This window comes from Blastococcus sp. VKM Ac-2987 (genome assembly GCF_026967805.1).
Classification (GTDB): domain Bacteria; phylum Actinomycetota; class Actinomycetes; order Mycobacteriales; family Geodermatophilaceae; genus Blastococcus.
Genome location: NZ_JAPVBG010000003.1, coordinates 542,426 through 561,012, shown reverse-complemented (window position 1 = coordinate 561,012; position 18,587 = coordinate 542,426). Strand labels below are relative to the sequence as shown.

General features: G+C 75.2%; 21 protein-coding genes. 8 read left to right on the top strand and 13 right to left on the bottom strand.

The genetic code is table 11. The features are described from left to right. Positions 1–15: 15 nt before the first annotated feature. From O2W17_RS17925 to O2W17_RS17900, 6 genes are all read right to left on the bottom strand, one after another. On the bottom strand, positions 16–423 hold the full coding sequence (locus tag O2W17_RS17925; RefSeq protein ID WP_269193805.1) for a four-helix bundle copper-binding protein: 408 nt from the start codon (positions 421–423) through the stop codon (positions 16–18). Between the two features lie 176 nt (positions 424–599). Then, positions 600–1,463 carry a formate/nitrite transporter family protein gene (locus O2W17_RS17920; RefSeq protein ID WP_269193804.1) on the bottom strand — a complete coding sequence of 288 codons (864 nt, stop codon included), beginning with the start codon at positions 1,461–1,463 and terminating at the stop codon, positions 600–602. Between the two features lie 252 nt (positions 1,464–1,715). After that, positions 1,716–2,579, bottom strand: a complete 864-nt coding sequence (locus O2W17_RS17915) for a dioxygenase family protein (protein ID WP_269193803.1) — start codon at positions 2,577–2,579, stop codon at positions 1,716–1,718. An 80-nt stretch (positions 2,580–2,659) separates the two neighbouring features. Continuing rightward, a complete protein-coding gene (locus O2W17_RS17910; protein ID WP_269193802.1) occupies positions 2,660–3,631 on the bottom strand; it encodes a quinone oxidoreductase family protein in 972 nt (323 codons plus the stop codon). A gap of 10 nt (positions 3,632–3,641) precedes the next feature. Continuing rightward, the gene (locus O2W17_RS17905) at positions 3,642–4,484 is read right to left on the bottom strand and encodes a citryl-CoA lyase (RefSeq protein WP_269193801.1); all 843 of its coding nucleotides are present in this window, start codon (positions 4,482–4,484) and stop codon (positions 3,642–3,644) included. Continuing rightward, the gene (locus tag O2W17_RS17900; RefSeq protein ID WP_269193800.1) at positions 4,481–5,677 is read right to left on the bottom strand and encodes a CaiB/BaiF CoA transferase family protein; all 1,197 of its coding nucleotides are present in this window, start codon (positions 5,675–5,677) and stop codon (positions 4,481–4,483) included. The genes O2W17_RS17905 and O2W17_RS17900 overlap by 4 nt, the downstream gene beginning before the upstream one ends. 182 nt (positions 5,678–5,859) lie before the next feature. Between O2W17_RS17900 and O2W17_RS17895 the strand changes: the two genes are divergently transcribed. The 3 genes from O2W17_RS17895 to pdxY all read left to right on the top strand — a co-directional run bounded on the left by O2W17_RS17895 (position 5,860) and on the right by pdxY (position 9,219). Then, positions 5,860–7,428, top strand: coding sequence for an amidohydrolase family protein (locus O2W17_RS17895; RefSeq protein WP_269193799.1), 1,569 nt, complete (start codon positions 5,860–5,862; stop codon positions 7,426–7,428). Between the two features lie 86 nt (positions 7,429–7,514). Next, positions 7,515–8,336, top strand: coding sequence for an IclR family transcriptional regulator domain-containing protein (locus O2W17_RS17890; RefSeq protein WP_269193798.1), 822 nt, complete (start codon positions 7,515–7,517; stop codon positions 8,334–8,336). Positions 8,337–8,367: 31 nt separating this feature from the next. Further along, positions 8,368–9,219, top strand: a complete 852-nt coding sequence (gene pdxY, locus O2W17_RS17885; protein WP_269193797.1) for a pyridoxal kinase PdxY — start codon at positions 8,368–8,370, stop codon at positions 9,217–9,219. A 7-nt stretch (positions 9,220–9,226) separates the two neighbouring features. Here the strand turns inward: pdxY and O2W17_RS17880 are convergent, their stop codons facing one another. Both O2W17_RS17880 and O2W17_RS17875 read right to left on the bottom strand, forming a co-directional pair. Then, a complete protein-coding gene (locus tag O2W17_RS17880; RefSeq protein WP_269193796.1) occupies positions 9,227–10,045 on the bottom strand; it encodes a hypothetical protein in 819 nt (272 codons plus the stop codon). A 31-nt stretch (positions 10,046–10,076) separates the two neighbouring features. Then, positions 10,077–10,235 (bottom strand): hypothetical protein, encoded by a 159-nt coding sequence (locus O2W17_RS17875; RefSeq protein ID WP_269193795.1) that lies wholly within the window; start codon positions 10,233–10,235, stop codon positions 10,077–10,079. A 60-nt stretch (positions 10,236–10,295) separates the two neighbouring features. Here O2W17_RS17875 and O2W17_RS17870 point away from each other — a divergent pair, with 60 nt between their 5' ends. The 4 genes from O2W17_RS17870 (at position 10,296) to O2W17_RS17855 (ending at position 13,515) form a co-directional block, all read left to right on the top strand. Beyond that, positions 10,296–10,640, top strand: a complete 345-nt coding sequence (locus O2W17_RS17870; RefSeq protein WP_269193794.1) for a UBP-type zinc finger domain-containing protein — start codon at positions 10,296–10,298, stop codon at positions 10,638–10,640. Positions 10,641–10,896: 256 nt separating this feature from the next. After that, positions 10,897–11,862 carry a sensor histidine kinase gene (locus O2W17_RS17865; protein ID WP_269193793.1) on the top strand — a complete coding sequence of 322 codons (966 nt, stop codon included), beginning with the start codon at positions 10,897–10,899 and terminating at the stop codon, positions 11,860–11,862. A 166-nt stretch (positions 11,863–12,028) separates the two neighbouring features. Further along, positions 12,029–12,847 (top strand): CoA transferase subunit A, encoded by an 819-nt coding sequence (locus O2W17_RS17860; RefSeq protein ID WP_269193792.1) that lies wholly within the window; start codon positions 12,029–12,031, stop codon positions 12,845–12,847. After that, positions 12,847–13,515, top strand: coding sequence for a CoA transferase subunit B (locus O2W17_RS17855; RefSeq protein WP_269193791.1), 669 nt, complete (start codon positions 12,847–12,849; stop codon positions 13,513–13,515). The genes O2W17_RS17860 and O2W17_RS17855 overlap by 1 nt, the downstream gene beginning before the upstream one ends. A 137-nt stretch (positions 13,516–13,652) precedes the next feature. Here O2W17_RS17855 and pcaC read toward each other — a convergent pair whose 3' ends face one another. From pcaC to pcaH, 5 genes are all read right to left on the bottom strand, one after another. Then, positions 13,653–14,060, bottom strand: coding sequence for a 4-carboxymuconolactone decarboxylase (pcaC, locus tag O2W17_RS17850; protein WP_269193790.1), 408 nt, complete (start codon positions 14,058–14,060; stop codon positions 13,653–13,655). Next, entirely contained in the window at positions 14,057–14,839 is a 783-nt protein-coding gene (pcaD, locus tag O2W17_RS17845; RefSeq protein ID WP_269193789.1) for a 3-oxoadipate enol-lactonase, read from the bottom strand. Before pcaD ends, pcaC begins: the two co-directional genes overlap by 4 nt. Further along, complete coding sequence (gene pcaB, locus O2W17_RS17840) at positions 14,836–16,161, bottom strand: 3-carboxy-cis,cis-muconate cycloisomerase (RefSeq protein ID WP_269193788.1); 1,326 nt, start codon at positions 16,159–16,161, stop codon at positions 14,836–14,838. The genes pcaD and pcaB overlap by 4 nt, the downstream gene beginning before the upstream one ends. A 25-nt stretch (positions 16,162–16,186) precedes the next feature. Next, a complete protein-coding gene (gene pcaG / locus O2W17_RS17835) occupies positions 16,187–16,834 on the bottom strand; it encodes a protocatechuate 3,4-dioxygenase subunit alpha (RefSeq protein ID WP_269193787.1) in 648 nt (215 codons plus the stop codon). Positions 16,835–16,937: 103 nt separating this feature from the next. After that, the gene (gene pcaH, locus O2W17_RS17830; protein WP_269193786.1) at positions 16,938–17,684 is read right to left on the bottom strand and encodes a protocatechuate 3,4-dioxygenase subunit beta; all 747 of its coding nucleotides are present in this window, start codon (positions 17,682–17,684) and stop codon (positions 16,938–16,940) included. Positions 17,685–17,753: 69 nt separating this feature from the next. Between pcaH and O2W17_RS17825 the strand changes: the two genes are divergently transcribed. Then, positions 17,754–18,530 carry an IclR family transcriptional regulator gene (locus tag O2W17_RS17825; RefSeq protein WP_269193785.1) on the top strand — a complete coding sequence of 259 codons (777 nt, stop codon included), beginning with the start codon at positions 17,754–17,756 and terminating at the stop codon, positions 18,528–18,530. Positions 18,531–18,587 lie beyond the last annotated feature (57 nt).

Here is an 18,587-nt window from a genome sequence, read left to right as displayed (position 1 = left end):
CGTTCCGCACGGCGCTCAGCCCAGGCTGGCGATGAGCTCCCGGCACGCCGTCTCGCAGCGGCGGCAGGCCTCGGCGCACACCCGGCAGTGCTCGTGCATGTCGGCGTGGCTGCCGCACTCGTCACCGCAGGACCTGCACGCGGTGGCGCAGGCCTCGAGGACCGCGCGGGTGAGGTTGGCGTCGTAGCCGGTGTGCCGCGAGAGCACCCGGCCGGTCATGTCGCAGATGTCGGCGCAGTCGGCGTTGGTGCGGATGCACTTCGTCAGCTCGGCGACCATGTCCTCGCCGAGGCAGGCGTCGGCGCAGGCGGTGCAGGCCTGCGCGCACTCGAAGCAGGCCTCGATGCACTCGAGCAGCTTCTGCTTGTCCACCCCGCCGAGGTCCTTCGGGTAGGTGTCGAGCATCTGGGCGGCGACGGTCATGTCGGTCTCCTTCGGGGAGTCGGCCCGGTGCGCGGTCGCGCCCGGGGGCTCTCGCCACCGGTCGCCCTACCCGGGCCTCCCGGCCCGGCACGCGATCGACCATGACGATCACGTGACGGCACCGCCCGTGGCCGCGCCGCCGACCGGGTGCGCCGCACCGGCGGGGAGTGCCGGCGTCAGCCCCGCTCGGCCGGCTCGGCGGCGTCGGCCGCCGGCGAGGTGCCCGACGAGGTGTCCGGCGTCTCGCGCAGGAACAGGTACCAGTACGACGTCGCCACGAACACCACGGCGCCGACCAGGTTGCCGACCCCGGCGAGCAGCCAGTTGAGCAGCACGTCCTCCCAGCCGATGTCCGCGACCCCGGCGAAGATCGCCGCGGGGAGGAAGAACATGTTGGCCACGACGTGGTCGAACCCCATCGCGACGAACGCCATGATCGGGAAGAAGATCGCCAGGATCTTGCCCGAGACCGTGGTCGCCGCGAGCGACATCCACACGGCCAGGCAGACCAGCCAGTTGCAGCCCACCGCGCGCAGGAAGGTCTGCCACGGCGTCTCCCCCAGCGCCTTGCCCTCGGCGATGCCGGCCAGCCGCTCGTGGGTCAGGGCGGCGGTGCCGGTCGCGTCGGCGTCGCCGATCACCCCGGTCTGCACCGCGAGGAAGTAGGCCACGAGCAGCGCGCCGAGCAGGTTGCCCAGGAGCACGAGCGTCAGGTTCCGGACGACGTCGCCGATGCTGAGCTTGCCGTTCATGGCGCCGAACGGGACCAGCATCATGTTGCCGGTGGCCAGGTCGGAGCCGGCGATGAGCACGAGGACCAGGCCCAGGGTGAACGCGGCGCCCATGAACAGCGTGGGCAGCGTGCCCCAGGTCGCCGGGTCCAGGCCGGAGGACACGGTGATCGCCACCAGCCCGCCGAAGGCGATGTACGCGCCGGCGAGGAAGGCGCTGACCAGGACACGGTCCCACGTGCGGTGCACCTTCTTGGCACCGGTCGCGGCCGCTACCTGGGCCATCTCCTGCGGTTCACGAGCCGCCATGGTCGCCTCCTCGGGGTGGTGCCTGCCGGCCCCCGCAGCCTCCCGCCGGGCCGACCCCGCGGCAAACCGAGGGCGGCCCGGGCCGGGCCCGGTCGCCCCGCCAGCGCGGCGGCGCACCAGGGTCCCGGCCGACCGTCCACTTCTTACAGCCGCTGCAACGAGCTGCGGGACGCCGTCGACCTGCACCGCAGCACCGGACCGGCGGCGTCCCACCGGTTCGATGCAGGCACTGCACCGAGTCTGCGCCCCGGATCAGCCCTGGCGCTGGAGCACGAAGTCGTAACGGGACTCCAGCCAGGGCACGTCGAGGGAACCGCCGTCGGGCGTCGCCCCCGGCTCCCGCTGGTCGAACGAGGTGACCAGCTCCTGCTTGGTGCCGAAGACGACATCGCTGTCGAGGTACTCCGCCCCCTCCTGGAAGAGGTGGGTGATGAGCGGCTCGAACCCCGGGACGTTGATCAGGAAGTGGATGTGCGCCGGCCGGAAGTGGCTGATGCCGGTGCGGCCCACGAGGTCCCCGACCGGGCCGTCCATCGGGATCGAGTAGCCCAGCGGCGCGATCGTGCGGACGCAGTAGCCGCCGTCGGGCCCGGTCGTGTACTTGGCGCGCAGCCGGGCCTCGTCCACCTCGGCGAGCTGCGACTCGTAGAAGCCCTCGGAGTCCGACTGCCAGACGTCGAGCACCGCGCCGGCCACCGGGGCTCCGTCGAGGTCGCTCACCCGGCCGTGCAGGAACAGCGGCGTCCCCGCCAGCCCCTCGGACATGTCCTCGGCGTAGCCGAGCTCCGGCGAGCCCTCGATGTGGAAGGGGCCCAGCACGGTCGCCGGTGTCGCCCGCGGGTCCAGCCGGTGGTTCATCTGGACCACGAGCATCGACAGGCCCAGCACGTCCGAGGCGAGGATGAACTCCTCGCGCTTCTCGGTGCTGATCTTCCCCGTGGCGGTGAGCCACTGCACCGCGGCCATCCACTCGGCCTCGGTCAGCCGCACCTCGCGGGCGAAGTCGTGCAGGTGACGCACGAGCGCCGTCATGACCTCGGCCAGCCGCGGGTCGCGGGCAGTGGCCCAGCGCTCCACCGCCAGGTCGGTGATGTTGTCCTCGGTGACCAGTTGCACGCCGATCCTCCTGCCGTCCGGCGCGGCCGGGTCCGGCCGCGCGACCTCGTCCCCCGCGGCTCCCGCGGGGCCGTGCTCGTTCAGGGCGTCAGGACGAGCCGGACGCCGGGGTCGCCGGTCGCCTGCCGGCGCCAGGCGGCGGCGACGTCGGCGAGGGGGACCCGCTCGTGGGCCACGGCCAGCCGGCCCGCCGCGGCCTCGCGCGCGACGGCGGTGACCGCCTCGGCCCGCTGGGCCGGGGTCAGCGCGTTGTTGGTGTAGCCGAGGACCGACACCGATCCCCCGCGCAGCACCGCGGAGGAGAACTCGGCGAGGTCACCCGACGCGCCGCCCAGGTTGACCAGCCGCCCGCCGGCCGAGAGGGCCCGGACGGCGGCCGTGGCCGCCCGCCCGAACACCGGGTCGACGACGAGGTCCAGTCGCCCACCGGCGGCCTCGGCGAACCGGGCGGCCAGCGCGTCGGGATCGGCGTCCAGCGCGACCACGGCGTCGGCCCCCGCGGCCAGCGCCCGCTCCCGCGCCGCGGCCGACCGTGCGGCCGCCACCACCCGGCCGGCACCGAGCACCCGAGCCGCCCCCACCGCGGCCTGGCCCACCGCGCCACCGGCGCCCAGGACGAGCACGTGCTCGCCCGGGCGCAGCGCGCCGCGCCAGCCGAGCGACATCCACGCCGCGACGGCGGACAGCCCGAGCGCGGCCATCGCCGCGTCGGGGACGTCGGCGTCCACCGGCACCAGGTCCTCGGGCGCCACCGCGCAGCGCTGCGCCAGGCTGCCGTCGCCCGGCGCCATGCCGGCGCTGGTGCTGAACCAGACCCGGGTGCCGGCCGCGGCGCCCGGGCCGCTCTCGACGACCCCCGTCCCCTGGACCCCGGGAACATAGGGCACGGCGGGGCGCCCGAAGTAGGACGTGCCCGACGCGCACAGCAGGTCGAGCGGGACGATCGGGGCCGCCGTCACCCGGACGACGGTGGACGCCGGCCCGGGTACCGGGTCGGGGTGCTCGGCGAGCTCCGGGGTCTCCCCCGGTGCGTGCAGGACGGCGGCGCGCACGGCCGGCGCCTCAGCCCCGCGCGCCGTCGCCGGCGCCCGGCAGCGGCGACGGGACGAACGGATCGGGGTCCACCGGCCGGTTGTTGAGGTCGACGGAGAGGAAGACGTCGTTGGCGACCGGGTACCGCAGCTCCTCGGCGAGCTGGCCGATCAGCCCCGCGGTGCGCGCCAGCAGCGCGAAGCCCCGGAGCAGCTCCAGCGGCAGGCCGAGGTCGGCGAGGGCCGCGCCGCAGACGCCGGCGCCGTTGAGCGGCAGCGTCTTCCCGAGCACCCGGGGGTGCACCCGCCCGATCGCCGCGAACAGCGACAGGTGCGGCCCGTACAACCCCTCCTCGGCGGCGATCTGGAACAGCCGCGGGGTGCGCGGGTCGCCCTGCTTGTGCACGTGGTGGCCCAGCCCCGGGACGAACCGCCCGGCGGCGCGCTGCGCGGTCACCGTCTCCAGGGCGAGGGCGTCCCAGCCGGCGTCGTCGGTGGGCAGGTCGCCGTCCACCCGCGCGAGCACCTCGTGCAGGAAGCGGCCGCAGTCTTCCGTCACACCCAGGAACCTCGAGCCACCCCCGAGGAGGCCGGCCGCCAGCGCACCCTGGACCGAGTCGGGGGCCGAGAGGTAGGTCAGCCGCGTGACGATCGCGGTCGGGGTGAAGCCGTGGTCGGCGAGCGCGGCGAGCACCGCCTCGAACACGCGGGTCTCCCCCGTGCTCGGTCGGCGCTGGGTGGCCAGCCAGAAGGCCAGCTCACCGAAGCCGACGGACCCCATGACGTCACGGGCCAGGTCGCTGCCCAGCAGCGTGATCGACTCCAGGCTGGAGGCGCCCAGGGCGGTCGGGTAGGCGGGCCGCTCGTCGCTCACCGGGACTCCTCGGGGGCGGCCAGCCAGCGGCGGACCTCCGCACCGTGCTCGTCGAGGTCCGGCGGGGGCAGCCGGTAGGCCGGCGGGGTCACGGAGAAGGTGATCGGGTTGCGCACCGACGGGACGGCGGCGTCGCCCTCCCCCACCCGGACGACCGGGTCCAGCCCGACCTCCTCGGCGAACGCCACGCCCTGGTCGATGGTGTTGATCGGCCCGCACGGGACGCCGGCGCCGATGATGTCGCGGAACCACTCCTGCTTGCTGCGGGTGCGCAGCCGCTCGACGAGCAGCGGGCGCAGCTCGTCGCGGTTGGCGGTGCGGTCCTCGTTGCGGCTGAACCGCGGGTCGTCGGCCAGCTCCGGCACGCCGAGGACCTCGACCAGCCGGCGGAACTGGCCGTTGTTGCCGGCCGTGATGATCAGGTCGCCGTCGGAGCACGGCAGCGGCTCGTAGGGGAACAGGCTCGGGTGGCTGTTCCCCATCCGGAACGGGACGACGTCGCCGGCGACGTAGGCGCTGGTCTGGTTCACCAGCCCGGACAGCGCCGAGGACAGCAGGTTCACCTCGATGTGCTGCCCCTGCCCGGTGGCGTGCCGGTGATTGATCGCCGACAGCACGCCGATGGTGGCGTGCAAGCCGGCCATGACGTCGAAGAGGGCGACACCGCCCCGGTAGGGCGCGCCGTCGGTGTCGCCGGTCAGGCTCATGAAGCCCGAGATGGCCTGCACGATCAGGTCGTAGCCGGGCAGCGGCGCGCCCTTGGGCCCGCTGCCGAAACCGCTGATCGAGGCGTAGACGACGCCGGGGTTCGTCGCGGCCACCGAGTCGTAGTCCAGACCGAACCGCGCCAGGCCGCCGGGCTTGAAGTTCTCCACCACCACGTCGGCGCGGCGGGCCAGCTCGCGGGCGGCGCCGGCGTCCGCCTCGTCCGCCAGGTTCAGCGCCACCGAGCGCTTGTTGCGGTTGACGCCCATGTAGTACGTCGACACGCCCTCGCGCACGGGCGGCTGCCAGGTGCGGGTGTCGTCGCCGGAGGGCCCCTCCACCTTGACCACCTCGGCGCCGAGGTCGGCGAGCAGCATGGTGGCGTACGGACCGGCGAGGATCCGGGAGAAGTCGGCCACCAGGAGCCCGGCCAGGGGCCCGGGGGCCGCCGCACCGGTGCTCGCCGGCTGCGTCGCGTCAGCGCTCATCTGGTTTCCGCCACTCCTTCGCGGTCCCTGCGGACCACTGTCCGCTGCCGTCGCCGCAGTCTCTGCCGCTCCGTCGACCGCTGTCAACCGCAGCACCGAGGTCCTCCGGGATCGGCTCGGCGGCCGGTTGACAGGCACCTCCGGAGCGGCCAAGGTGACGCAGGTCGCACATGCTGTCCGCTATGCGGACGATGGTCCGGCGACGCGACGACGACGTCCAGGAGGAGACGATGACCCAGTCCGAGCCCACCCCGGTGGCCGGCCGCCCGGTGGTCCTGCGCGGCGGGACCGTGCTGACGATGGACGGCAGCTGCACCGTGCTCGACAGCGCCGACGTCCTGGTCGTCGACGACCGCATCGCGGCCGTGGGGCCGGCCCTGGAGGTGCCGGAGGGCACCCAGGAGATCGACGCCCGCGGGGGCATCGTCATGCCGGGGATGATCGACACCCACCGGCACATGTGGCAGACGGCGATGCGCGGCTACGGCGCCGACTGGACGCTCACGCAGTACTTCGTCTGGTACTACCTCGAGCACGGCAAGAGGTTCCGCCCCGAGGACGTCGCGGCGGGCAACCGGCTGTCGGCGCTCGAGGCCATCGAGTCCGGCGTCACCACCACCGTCGACTGGTCGCACGGCCTGCAGACGGTGGACCACGCCGAGGCCGCCGTCGCCGCGCTGCGCTCGGTGCCCGGCCGCTTCGTGCTCGCCTACGGCAACATCCAGGCCGCGCCGTGGGAGTGGACCGCCGACCCGGCCGTCCGCGCCTTCCTGGAGCGGCACCGCGACGCCGCCGACGACAGCCTCGGCCTCCAGCTGGCCTTCGACGTCACGGGCGACCCGGCCTTCCCGGAGAAGGCGGCGTTCGAGGTGGCCCGGGAGCTCGGGCTGCCGGTCACCACCCACGCCGGCGTCTGGGGCGCGACCAACGACGACGGCATCCGGCTCATGCACGAGCACGGCTTCATGACCCCCGAGACGGTCTACGTGCACGCGGCCACGCTGACGCCGGACTCCTACCACCGCATCGCCGCCACAGGCGGGTCGATCTCGGTGTCCACGGAGTCCGAGCAGAGCGCCGGGCAGGGCTATCCCCCCACCTGGCAGGTCCGCTCGCACGGCATCCCGGTCTCGCTGTCGATGGACACCAGCGTCTGGTGGAGCGGCGACCTGTTCTCCGCCATGCGCACCACGCTGGGCGCCGACCGCTCCCGCGAGCACTTCGAGGCCCACCTCGCCGGCGACACCGTCACCCACCTGCAGCTGCGCGCCCAGGACGTCGTCCAGTGGGCCACCCGCGGCGGGGCGCTGGCGCTGGGCCGCGACGACCTGGGCAGCCTCGAGCCGGGCAAGAAGGCCGACGTCGTCCTGATCAAGAACGACGCCTCGCCGGTCTCGTTCCCGCTGCTCAACCCCTTCGGCCACGTCGCCTTCCAGGCCCAGCGCGGGGACGTGCACACCGTGCTGGTCGACGGCCGGGTGGTGAAGCACGCGCACCGGCTGGTCGACGTCGACCTGGCGGCGGTGCGGGAGGAGATCGAGGCGACCGTGGAGCACCTGCGCGGCGCCATGGGTGAGGCGGCGTGGGCCGGCGGGATGTACCCGGATCTCCCCGACGCCGAGGTGCTGGACAACCCGTACCAGTACACCGACTACAGGTCGCACGGCACGCACGCCGCCCGCGAGCAGGTGTTCGAGGAGCACCTGGCCACCGAGCGGCCGGCCGGCGGGCAGTCGACCGGCCACCACTGAGCGGTCCGGGCCGGCGGTCTCGCACACTCCCGTCAGCGGGGTGTGCGGGACCGCCTCCGACCGGGACCGAGGAGAGGACCACGGACATGGCAGGGCGCGGCACCGGGCCCGACTTCGTCGAGGCGCTCGCGCGGGGTCTCGACGTCCTCGCCTGCTTCGACCGGGACTCCCCCACCATGTCGCTCACCGAGGTGGCGGCCGCCGCGGGCCTGGCTCGGCCCACCGCGCGGCGGCTGTTGCTCACCCTGGAGGAGCTCGGCTTCGTCCGCTCGCGGGGCGGGGCCTTCTCGCTCACCCCCAAGGTGCTGACGCTGGGGATGGCCTACGTCGGCGCCCTGGGGTTGTGGGACATCGCCCGCCCGCACCTGGAGGACCTCGTCGCCCGCACCGGGGAGTCCTCGTCGATGGCCCAGCTGGACGGCTCGGACATCGTGTACGTCGCCCGGGTGTCGGTGCCCAAGCTGATCGCGCTGCGGGTGGACATCGGCACCCGCTTCCCCGCTGCGCAGACGTCCCAGGGGAAGGTGCTGCTCGCCGCGCTCTCCCCCGAGGAGCTGGCCGACACCCTCGCCCAGCGCAGCCGGGCCGGTGTGCCGCCGATGATCGGCCGGTCGCCCGAGCAGCTGCGGGCGGAGCTGACCGAGGTGCGCGCCCGCGGCTGGGCGTTCGCCGACGAGGAGCTGGCCCCGGGGGTGCGCTCGGTGGCGGTCCCGGTGCGGGACGGTCAGGGCGTCGTGCGCGCCGCCATGAACGTGACGGTGCACGCGGCGGAGACCTCCTCGGAGCGGCTGCTGCGCGACCACCTCCCACTGCTGCTGCGGACGGCGGGCGACGTCAGCGCCGAGTGGGCGCTGTGGCAGGCCCGCCCGCACACCGAGGTGAACCCGGGCAGCGCGACCGCCGGCTGACCGGTGCGGGAGCGTGTGCCAGGGTGCCCCCGTGACCGCCGTCCTCAGCATCCAGTCGCACGTCACCTACGGGCACGTGGGCAACTCGTCGGCGGTGTTCCCGCTGCAGCGCCTCGGGATCGAGGTGTGGCCGGTGCACACCGTCCAGTTCTCCAACCACACCGGCTACGGCGAGTGGACCGGCCGGGTGTACGACGGCCAGTCGATCGACGAGCTGGTGCAGGGGGTCGCCGAGCGGGGCGTCCTGGGCTCGTGCGATGCCGTGCTCTCGGGCTACCTCGGCTCGGCCGACATCGGGCACGCCGTCGTGGGCGCGGTGGCCCGCGTGCGGGAGGCCAACCCCGCGGCGGTCTACTGCTGCGACCCGGTGATCGGCGACGTCGGCCGCGGGGTGTTCGTGCGGCCGGGCATCGAGGAGTTCATGCGGGACGTCGCGGTGCCGGCCGCCGACGTCGTGACGCCCAACCACTACGAGCTGGACCTGCTCTCCGGCGCGGCCACCCGCTCGCTCGCCTCGGTGAAGGACGCCGTCGCCGCCGTGCAGGGCCTCGGCCCGCGGGTGGTGCTCACCACCTCGCTGGTCGCCGAGGACACCCCCGACGACGCCGTCGACCTGCTGGCGTCGGAGGGCGGCCGGCACTTCCGGGTGCGCACCCCGCGTCTGGGCGTCTCGGTCAACGGCGCCGGCGACGCGATCGCCGCGCTGTTCCTCGCCCACTGGCTCGACACCCGCTCGGCGGCCGAGGCGCTGGGCCGCGCCGCCTCGTCGGTGTTCGGTCTCCTCCAGCGCACCGAGGACGCCCGCTCCCGGGAGATCCTGATGGTCGCCGCGCAGGAGGAGTTCGTGACGCCGTCGCGGACCTTCCCCGTCGAGGAGGTCTGACCGGCCCTCAGCGCTGGGCGAGGGTGGCCGCGATCCGGGTGATCGTCTGCTCCTCCACCGGCAGGTGGGGCAGCACGCTGCTCACCTCGTCCGGTTCGAGGCCGGCGTCCCCGAGCGCGGCCAGGAGCAGGTCGGCGTCCGCCGGCCGGACCGGCACCGTGCAGCCGGACTCCTCGAGGGCCGCGCGGGCGAGGAACAGCGCCCCGGCGAGGCTGTCGTCGGGCACCGGGGCGGGAGCGGGGGCGGCGGCCCGCGTCGCCGCCTCGGCAGCGCGGACCAGCGACAGCGGCAGGCCCTCGGCCTCCGCCTCGATGAGCGGGACGTCGCGCAGCGCGGCGAGGACGAGGTGCTCGGCGTCGATGCGCAGCGGCGCCTCCCAGCCGCCGGCGCGCACCACGTCGGCCACGTCGGCGGGGTCCTCGCCCAGGTCGTGGGCGAGCTCGGCCCAGTCCGCCCGGCGGGTGGTGCGCGCCCGCTCGCCGGCCACCCGGCAGGTCTCGGCGACGAAGGGCACCAGCACCTCGTCGTCGAACCGCTCGGCCTCCAGCCGGCCGTCCGGGCCGATCATGTTCAGCGCGTCCGGGAAGCTGCCGGGCCGGGCGTCCTCGAGGTCGACCCGGCCGTCCTCCGCGCCGCCCAGCGGCTGGCCGTTGGCCGCCCGCTCCCCCACGGTCAGCCCGCTGGGCGCGACCCGGCCGGACCGCCGCCGGTAGTGCGGTCGGTCGGAGAGCCCGACCGCCCACGCGCAGCTCTCGGCGATCAGCGCGGCGCCGCGCTCGCGCAGCACCTCACGGGTCAGCAGGCCCATCCAGTCGACGTCGAACACGCCTCCACTGTCCCAGCGCGGCGCCCGCGGGTCAGCCGGTCGCCTCGGCGAGCGGCAGCAGCACCTGGAAGCGGGTGTCCCCCGGCGACGACGTCACCCGCAGGTCCTCGCCGTGCCGCTTGACCACGACCCGCCACGACACGTCGAGGCCCAGACCGGTCGCTGCCCCACGGGCTTCGTCGTGTGGCACTGGACGGCGTCCGTAGCGTTGCCTCCGTCCCCACGACGTCCGTCCGTCCCGGAGGCGGCCATGACAGCACCCGCCATCGACCCCACGGTGCCGCCCAGCGGGACCGGCTGCGTCGAGTGCGAGGCCACCGGCGGCTGGTGGTTCCACCTCCGCCGCTGCGCGCAGTGCGGCCACATCGGCTGCTGCGACTCCTCACCCAGCCGGCACGCCCGCGCGCACGCGGCGTCGGCCGGCCACCCGGTCATCAGCAGCTTCGAACCGGGCGAGGACTGGTTCTGGGACTTCGACGCGGACCGGCCGGTGGTCGGCCGCGCCCTGGCGCCGCCGCAGCACCGCCCCCTCGACCAGCCCGTGCCCGGACCGAGCGGTCGCGTGCCCGCCGACTGGAGCTCCCGCCTGCACTGAGCGCGGGCGCCAGGGGGTGCCGTACCGGTCATCCGGCGGCGGCTCCGGCGGTGCTGCCCTTGGTGCGCGGCGCCCTGCCCGGAGGTCGGCCGCCGAGAACCGGCCGTCCCGACCCGGCCGGGACGGCCGGCACGGTCCCCAGGATGCGCCCCTGCGGCTGACCGATCCGCCGCACTGGCCTACCGTGGGGCAACGTTCCGGGGCAGCGGACGCGACACGGCAGGGGCAACGGGTGGACTGGACAGCAGCAGGCGGGGTGGGACATCCCCCCGCCGGGGGCTTTCCGCACGACGCCCTCCTGTACGACTCGCCCGACCAGCTGGTCGCCGCGGGGGCGCCGTTCCTGCGCGCGGGGCTGGACGCCGGCGAGGCCGCGGTGGTCATGACCGGCCCCGCTAGCACGGCGGCCCTGCGGGAGGCGCTGGACGACGACCCGCGGCTGCAGCTGCTCGACCGCGCCGAGCTCTACCGGATGCGCACGCCCGCGGCGATCACGACCCTCCGCCGGCTGGCCGAGAAGCAGACCGCCGACGGCGCGCGCCGGGTCCGCGTCGTGGGCGAGATCGACTTCGGGCGCACCGAGCGGGAGTGGCTCGAGTGGGAGCGCTACGAGTCGGTGATCAACGAGGCGCTCACCGGCTGGGAGCTGTGGGGGCTCTGCGCCTTCGACACCCGCCGGCTCCCCGAGCCGGTGCTGGAGTCCGCCGTCCGGACGCACCCCACCCTGGTCACTGCCGCCGGGCGGGCGGCCAATGACGGGTACACCGACCCGGCCGAGTACCTCCGGGCGCTTCCGGTGCCCGACGAGCCGCTGGAGCGCACTGCCCCGCGCCTCGCGGCCGCCGACGTCGCGGACTTCATCGGCCTGCGGCACGCGGTCGCCGCGGAACTGGCCGGCGTCCCGGCCCCCGCCGACGTGGTCGAGGACTTCCTCCTCGCCGTCGACGAGATGGCCTCCAACGCCGTGCGGCACGGGCGGCCGCCGGTGAGCCTCCGGCTGTGGACCGCGCCCGACCGCATGGTCTGCACGATCAGCGACGGCGGCCCCGGCTGGGACGACCCGTTCGCCGGGTACGGCCCCGCGCACGGCGCGGACCTCTCCCGCGGCGGCATGGGGCTGTGGCTCGCCCGCCAGCTCTGCGACCACGTCGACATCTCCGGCGGCGCGCACCACCCGGGCGACGGTGGGGTCCGCGTCCGCCTCACCACGGTCCTGCGCTGAGCCACCCGCGCCCACCCGGGTTCCGGTCAGTGGAGGATCTCGTCCCGCGGTGCGGCCGCGGACGGCGATACTGGGCCCGGCAACCGGCGAGCGATGGGAGCACTGCGGTGGAGCGGACGCGCACGGACCACGGGCGGGACACCGTCCCCGTCGAACCGGGCTCCCGGTGAACAAGCTCGTCGCCTCCCCGGCGGAGGCCGTGGCCGACATCGGAGCGGGGTCGGTGCTGGCCGTGGGCGGCTTCGGCCTCTGCGGGGTGCCGTTCGAGCTGATCGACGCGCTGCTGGCGCAGGGCACCGACGGGCTGACCACGATCTCCAACAACTGCGGGGTCGACGACCAGGCGCTGGGCGTGCTGCTCTACGCCGGGCGGATCCGTCGGACGATCTCGTCGTTCGTCGGCGGCAACAAGGAGCTGGCCCGGCTGTACCTGTCCGGCGAGCTGGAGGTCGAGCTGACGCCGCAGGGCACGCTGGCCGAGCGGCTGCGCGCCGGGGGCGCCGGCATCCCCGCCTTCTACACCCCGACCGGCGTGGGCACGATGGTCGCCGACGGCGGCATCCCGATCCGCTACGACGCCCAGGGGGAGGTCGTCGAGGTGTCCCGGCCCAAGGAGGTGCGGGAGTTCGACGGCCGCCAGTACGTGCTGGAGACCGCGCTGACCGCCGACTTCGGCCTGGTCCGCGCCGCGATCGGTGACCGGCACGGCAACCTGGTGTTCCACGAGTCGGCGCGGAACTTCAACCCGCTGGCCGGGATGGCCGCCCGCGTCACGATCGCCGAGGTGGAGGAGCTCGTCGAACCCGGCGAGATCACCCCCGAGGACGTGCACCTGCCCGGCGTCTTCGTCGACCGCGTCGTCGTCGTCGGCGGCGACCGGAAGCCGATCGAGAACCGCACCACCCGCCCCCGCCCGGCGGCGGGCACCGCCGACACCGCCGCGCCGGCCGCCGCCGGCGAGGAAGCGACCGGAGGAGCAGCCTGATGGCCCTGTCCCGTGAGCAGCTGGCCGCCCGCGTCGCGCTGGAGCTGGAGGACGGCGCCTACGTCAACCTCGGCATCGGCATGCCGACGCTGGTGCCCAACTACGTGCCCGACGGCGTGCACGTCGTCCTGCACTCGGAGAACGGCGTGCTCGGTGTCGGCCCCTACCCCTACCAGGGCGAGGAGGACCCCGACCTGATCAACGCCGGCAAGGAGACCGTCACCGTGCTGCCCGGGGCCAGCTTCTTCGACTCCGCCCTGTCCTTCGGCATGATCCGCGGGCAGCACCTCGACGTCGCCGTCCTCGGCGCCATGCAGGTCAACCCCCGCGGGGACCTCGCCAACTGGCTCATCCCCGGCAAGATGGTCAACGGCATGGGTGGCGCCATGGACCTCGTCCACGGCGCCAAGCGGGTGATCATCATGATGGAGCACACGGCCCGCGACGGATCGCCCAAGATCGTCGCCGAGTGCACCCTGCCGCTGACCGGAAAGGCCTGCGTCGACCGCATCGTCACCGACCTCGCCGTCATCGACGTCACCGACACCGGCCTCGTCCTCCGCGAGACCGCCCCCGGTGTGAGGGCCGACGAGGTCGTGCAGAAGACCGGCGCCCCGCTCACCGTCGCCGACGACGTGCGCGAGATGCCCCTCCCCGCCACCGTCTGACCGGGGGCGCCCCCCTCACCGCCCGCCTGTTCCGGGGCAGTCCGTCACTGCCCAGCCGTGCTGGGCAGTGACGGACTGCCGCTGCCGACGGACACCGGGCGCTGCGCCCGGCCGGAGGCGGTCGCGAGTGCGGTGGCTCAGCTGCCCGGCGTGCGGTGCAGTTCGGCGAGGATCGGGGCGGCCACCGTGAAGGCGTGGTTGGCGGCGGGCACGCCGGCGTAGACCGCGGCGTGCTGGATCACCTCGCCGATCTCCTCGTCCGTGAGGCCGTTGGTCACCGCGGCGCGCACGTGCAGCGCGAACTCGTCCCAGTGCCGCAGCGCGATCGTGATCGACAGCGTCAGCAGGCTGCGGTCGCGACGGGACAGCCCCGGGCGCTGCCAGAGGTCGCCCCACGCGGTCCGGGTGATGAAGTCCTGGAAATCGGCGGTGAACGGGGTGGTGGTGGCGACGGCGCGGTCGACGTGCGCGTCGCCGAGCACCTCCCGGCGGGTGCGCATGCCCGCCTCGCGGCGCGCCCGGTCGGTGTCGGGCAGCTCGCTCACCGGGCAGCTCCCGCAGCGTCGAAGTGGGCGAGCAGCGCGCCGGTGACCTGCAGCGGCTGCTCGATGTTGGCCAGGTGCGCGCCGGGGCTGACCGAGACCAGCTGCGCGCCCGGGATGCCCTCGGCGATGGCCTGCTGGTGCTCCGGCGGCGTCGCCGGGTCCTGCGCGCCGGAGACGACCAGCGTCGGCGCCGTGATGCTCGGGAGGTCGGCGCGCAGGTCCATGTCGGCGATCACCTCGCAGCAGCTCGCGTAACCCTCGCCGTCGGTGCCGGCGACCATCTCGCGCAGCCGGGCGACCACGTCGGGGTGGTCCGCGGCGAAGCCGGGCGTCACCCACCGGCTGACGACGGTCGGCGCGAGCGCCGCCGTGCCCTCGGACCGGGCCGTGACGGCGCGGTCGATCCAGTTCTGGCGGGGGCCCAGCAGGGCGGAGGTGCACAGCAGCGCGAGCCGGTGCACCCGCTGCGGGTCGCGGGCGGCTAGGCGCATACCGGTCATGCCGCCCAGCGACAACCCGGCGACGTGCGCCCGCTCCGCGCCGACCTCGTCGAGCAGCGCGACGAGGTCGTCGGCGAGGTCGTCCAGCGAGTAGGGCCCGGGCGGCACCGGGGAGTCGCCGTGCCCGCGGGTGTCGTAGGTGACCACCCGGAAGCGCTCGGCGAGGGCGGGCACCTGCTGGTCCCACATCGCGCGCGTGGCGCCCAGCGAGTTGGACAGCACGACCACGGGCGCGTCAGCGGGGCCGTCGACGGTGTACGAGACGGCGATGGCGGTCATCGGGCTCCCTCGGTCAGGTGGGCGTGTTCGGTGAGCACGGCGTCGATCTGGGGGCCGGCCTCCCCGACGTCGGGGCCGGCGCCGAGCAGGTCGGCGAGGTCGACGTCGTCGCGGCCGGCGACCACGTCGGCCAGCGGGCGGCCGGTCGCGGCGGCCTCGCGCACGGCGGCCGCGGCCTCGTCGTGCGCGGCCCCGCGGCCGAGGACGGGGGTCAGCGCCTCGGCGAGCGCACCGGCGAGCTCGGGGTCGCGCGCCGCGGCGGCCGTCGCCGCCATGCGCTGCACGTCGGGCCGGAGACCGGAGAGGCTCTCGACCAGCCAGGCCGCTGCCGAGCCGACGGTGGCGAGCAGGTCGGTGAGCGCCGGCCACTCGCTGTGCCAGGCGCCGGCGGCCCGCTCGTGCTCCTGCTCCATGGCGGCCAGCAGCGTGGCGACCAGGCCGGGCGCACGGCGGGCGCAGGCCCGCGCCGAGATCGCGGCCACCGGGTTCTGCTTGTGCGGCATCGCCGACGAGCCGCCGCGCCCCGCGCCGCTCTCCGCGGCCTCGCCGACCTCGGTCTGCGCCATCAGCACCACGTCGACGGCGACGGTCGCCAGCACGCCCGCCGACGCCCCCAGGGCACCGGCCAGATCGGCGATCGGCAGCCGCACCGTGTGCCACGGGACCGGGGTCGTCGCCAGGCCCAGCTCGGTGGCCAGCGCGGCCCGCAGCGCGGTGCCCGACCCGTCCGAGCCGGCGAGCGTCCCGACCGCGCCGCCGTACTGCACGGGCAGCGTGGCCACGACCTCGGCCAGCCGCAGCCGGGCGCCGTCCAGGCCGCTGAGCCAGCCCGCGGCCTTGAGGCCGAACGTGGTGGGCAGCGCCTGCTGCATCAGGGTGCGGCCCATGACGACGTCGTCCCGGTGCGCGCGGGCCAGGCCGGCGGCGGCCTCGGCGGCCAGCTCGAGGTCGCGGTCGATCGCGGTGATCGCCCGCCGGGCCAGCAGCACCAGCGCCGTGTCCAGGACGTCCTGGCTGGTGGCGCCGACGTGGACCGCGACGGCATCGCGCTCCCCGACCGCAGCCTGCAGCACCCGCACCAGCGGGGGCACCGGGTTGCCCGCGTCGGCCGCGCGGGCCACGACGGTGGCCAGGTCCAGGCCGGCCGGCTCCGCGCAGGCCGCGGTCACCGCGTCGGCCGCGGTGGCCGGCACCAGCCCGGTCGCGGCGGCCGCGCGGGCCAGCGCCGCCTCCACGTCCAGCAGCGCGTCGAACCAGGCGGCGTCGGAGACGGCCGCCGCCGCCCCACCGCGGGCGAAGGTCCCGCTGAAGAGGCCGCTCACGCGGCGGTTCCAGTCACAGGTGCGTTCATACCGCGAAGAAGACGGTCTCGCGCTCGCCCTGCAGGTGGACGTCGAACCGGTAGCCGTCGTCGGCCGGCGTGGCGAGCAGCGTGCTGCGCGCGGCGTCGTCGGGCAGCGCGCGCAGCACGACGTCGTCGGCGTTGGCCTGCGCCTCGTCGGCGAAGTAGACGCGGGTGACCACCCGGTCGAGCAGCCCACGCGCGAACACCGACACGGCCACGTGCGGCGCCTGCAGCCCGCCCTGACCGTCGGGCACCCGGCCGGGCTTGAGGGTGTGGACGGCGAACTCGCCAGGAAGCGTCTGCGCGCGGGCGAAGCCGCGGAACCCCGGGTAGGTCGACGCCCCGCGGGGGTCCTCCGGCGAGGGGAAGCCGCCGTCCGGATCGGCCTGCCAGGTCTCCACCATCGCGTCGGTGACCACGTCGCCGGCGCCGTCGAGCACCCGGCCGCGGAGCCAGATCCCGCCCTCGGCGCCCTCGGCCGCAGCCCAGGCGCCGTCCGGCCAGGTGAGGCCGATGGCCAGGTACGGCCCGACCGTCGCGCTCGGGGTGGTGCCGAGCCGCAGCGGCTCGGTGAGGAAGCCGGAGCCGCGCCGACCGGTGCGCGGCTGGGAGGGGCCCGCCGGATCGGGCGGCACGTCCAGCGGGTTCATGCGACATCTCCCGCGCGGTTCCGCGCCTCGGTCCGCTCCTCGGTCGCTGTCCCCCGCAAGCGGGAGGTGCCCCCAGCCTGTGGCGATGCTCCCTCGGCTGTCATCACGCGACATCCCCGTCGTCGTCGGTCTCGAACGGCGTCTGGTCGGTCCCGCGCAGCACGACGTCCCACTCGAAGGCCAGCGCCCAGTTGTCCTGGGTGCGCTCGAGGGAGCAGCGGCTGATCGCCCGGTGCCGCGCGGCCGCCGGGATGGCGTTGAAGATCGGGTCCTGGCCGAACAGCGGGTCGTCCGGGAAGTACATCTGGGTGACCAGCCGCTGGGTGAAGGCGCGGCCGAACAGGCTGAAGTGGATGTGCGCCGGGCGCCAGGCGTTGTGGTGGTTGCCCCAGGGGTACGCGCCGGGCTTGATCGTCAGGAACTCGTAGCGGCCCAGGCTGTCGGTGACCACCCGGCCGAGCCCGTCGAAGTGCGGGTCCAGCGGCGCCGGCCAGTTGTCCCCGACGTGCCGGTAGCGGCCGGCGGCGTTGGCCTGCCACACCTCGACCAGCGCGTCGGACACCGGGCGGCCGTCGCTGTCGAGCACCCGGCCGTGGACGAGGACCCGCTGCCCCAGGGCCTCGCCGCCGCTGCGGACGGTGAGGTCGGCGTCCCCCGGCCGCACCCGGTCCTCGCCGAGCACCGGGCCGGTGATCTCGGTGAGCCGGTGCGGGAGGTCGACCGGCGTCCGCAGGGGCGCCCGCAGCGCGGCGCTGCGGTAGTCGGGGAAGCCCACGGGCGTGCGGAGCGCGGCGGGTTCGCGCACGTACCGCGGTAGGTGCAGGCCACCGGCCGCTGTGGTCCCGGTCATGCCGGGACGGTACGACCGGGACGCTAGGCTCCCAACCCCTGGCTTCCACTGGGCGGGAGATCTCCGGACATGGCCGGTCGGAGCAGCACCCCGGGCCGCTCGGTGACCTCCCGCGCACTCGGCATCCTCGACGCGTTCGGCAGCGACACCCCCCGGCTGTCGCTGTCCGAGATCGCCGAGCGGACCGGCACGCCGCTCACCACGACGCACCGGCTGCTCGCCGAGCTCGCCGACTGGGGCGCGCTGGTGCGGCGCTCCGACGGCCGCTACGAGGTCGGCCGCAAGCTCTGGGACCTCGGCCTGCTCGCGCCGGTGCAGCTGGAGCTGCGGCAGGTGGCCGCCCCGTTCCTGCTCGACCTGCACACCACCATCCGCGACACCGTGCACCTCGCCGTCCGGGAGGGGCTCTGCGCCCTCTACGTCGACCGGGTGTCGGGCCGGGGGTCGGTGCCGGTGGTCAGCCAGGTCGGCAGCCGGCTACCGCTGCACGCGACCGGCGTCGGCAAGGTGCTGCTCGCCGCCGCCCCGGACGACGTCGTCGAGCAGACGCTGCGCTCCCTGCGGCCGATCACCCGGCACACCGTCGTCGACCCGGTGCAGCTCACCCGGGAGCTGGCCGAGATCCGCCGGCGGCGCTACGCCCGCACGTGCGAGGAGATGTCGGCCGGCGCGGCCTCGATCGCCGTCCCCGTGCAGGTTGAGCGGGCCGCCGGTCCGCTGGCCGTCGCCGCCCTCGGCATCGTCGTCCCCCCGCACCGCCGGGACCTCGCCCGCCTGGTGCCGGCCCTGGAGATGGCGGCCCGGGGCATCGGCCGGGAACTGGCCCGGTCGCAGGAGTTCCACTGACGCCCACCGGCGCGCCGCGCCGTCCTGCTTCCGTTCGCCGGTGGACCCGAGCACCAT

What these genes read in the sequence shown, in the direction of transcription:
- O2W17_RS17925 (WP_269193805.1), bottom strand. Translation starts at nt 423, where the DNA reads ATGACCGTCGCCGCCCAGATGCTCGACACCTACCCGAAGGACCTCGGC.
- O2W17_RS17920 (WP_269193804.1), bottom strand. Translation starts at nt 1,463, where the DNA reads ATGGCGGCTCGTGAACCGCAGGAGATGGCCCAGGTAGCGGCCGCGACC.
- O2W17_RS17900 (WP_269193800.1), bottom strand. Translation starts at nt 5,677, where the DNA reads ATGAGCGCTGACGCGACGCAGCCGGCGAGCACCGGTGCGGCGGCCCCC.
- O2W17_RS17895 (WP_269193799.1), top strand. Translation starts at nt 5,860, where the DNA reads ATGCGGACGATGGTCCGGCGACGCGACGACGACGTCCAGGAGGAGACG.
- O2W17_RS17890 (WP_269193798.1), top strand. Translation starts at nt 7,515, where the DNA reads ATGGCAGGGCGCGGCACCGGGCCCGACTTCGTCGAGGCGCTCGCGCGG.
- O2W17_RS17870 (WP_269193794.1), top strand. Translation starts at nt 10,296, where the DNA reads ATGACAGCACCCGCCATCGACCCCACGGTGCCGCCCAGCGGGACCGGC.
- O2W17_RS17855 (WP_269193791.1), top strand. Translation starts at nt 12,847, where the DNA reads ATGGCCCTGTCCCGTGAGCAGCTGGCCGCCCGCGTCGCGCTGGAGCTG.
- pcaD (WP_269193789.1), bottom strand. Translation starts at nt 14,839, where the DNA reads ATGACCGCCATCGCCGTCTCGTACACCGTCGACGGCCCCGCTGACGCG.
- pcaG (WP_269193787.1), bottom strand. Translation starts at nt 16,834, where the DNA reads ATGAACCCGCTGGACGTGCCGCCCGATCCGGCGGGCCCCTCCCAGCCG.
- pcaH (WP_269193786.1), bottom strand. Translation starts at nt 17,684, where the DNA reads ATGACCGGGACCACAGCGGCCGGTGGCCTGCACCTACCGCGGTACGTG.
- O2W17_RS17825 (WP_269193785.1), top strand. Translation starts at nt 17,754, where the DNA reads ATGGCCGGTCGGAGCAGCACCCCGGGCCGCTCGGTGACCTCCCGCGCA.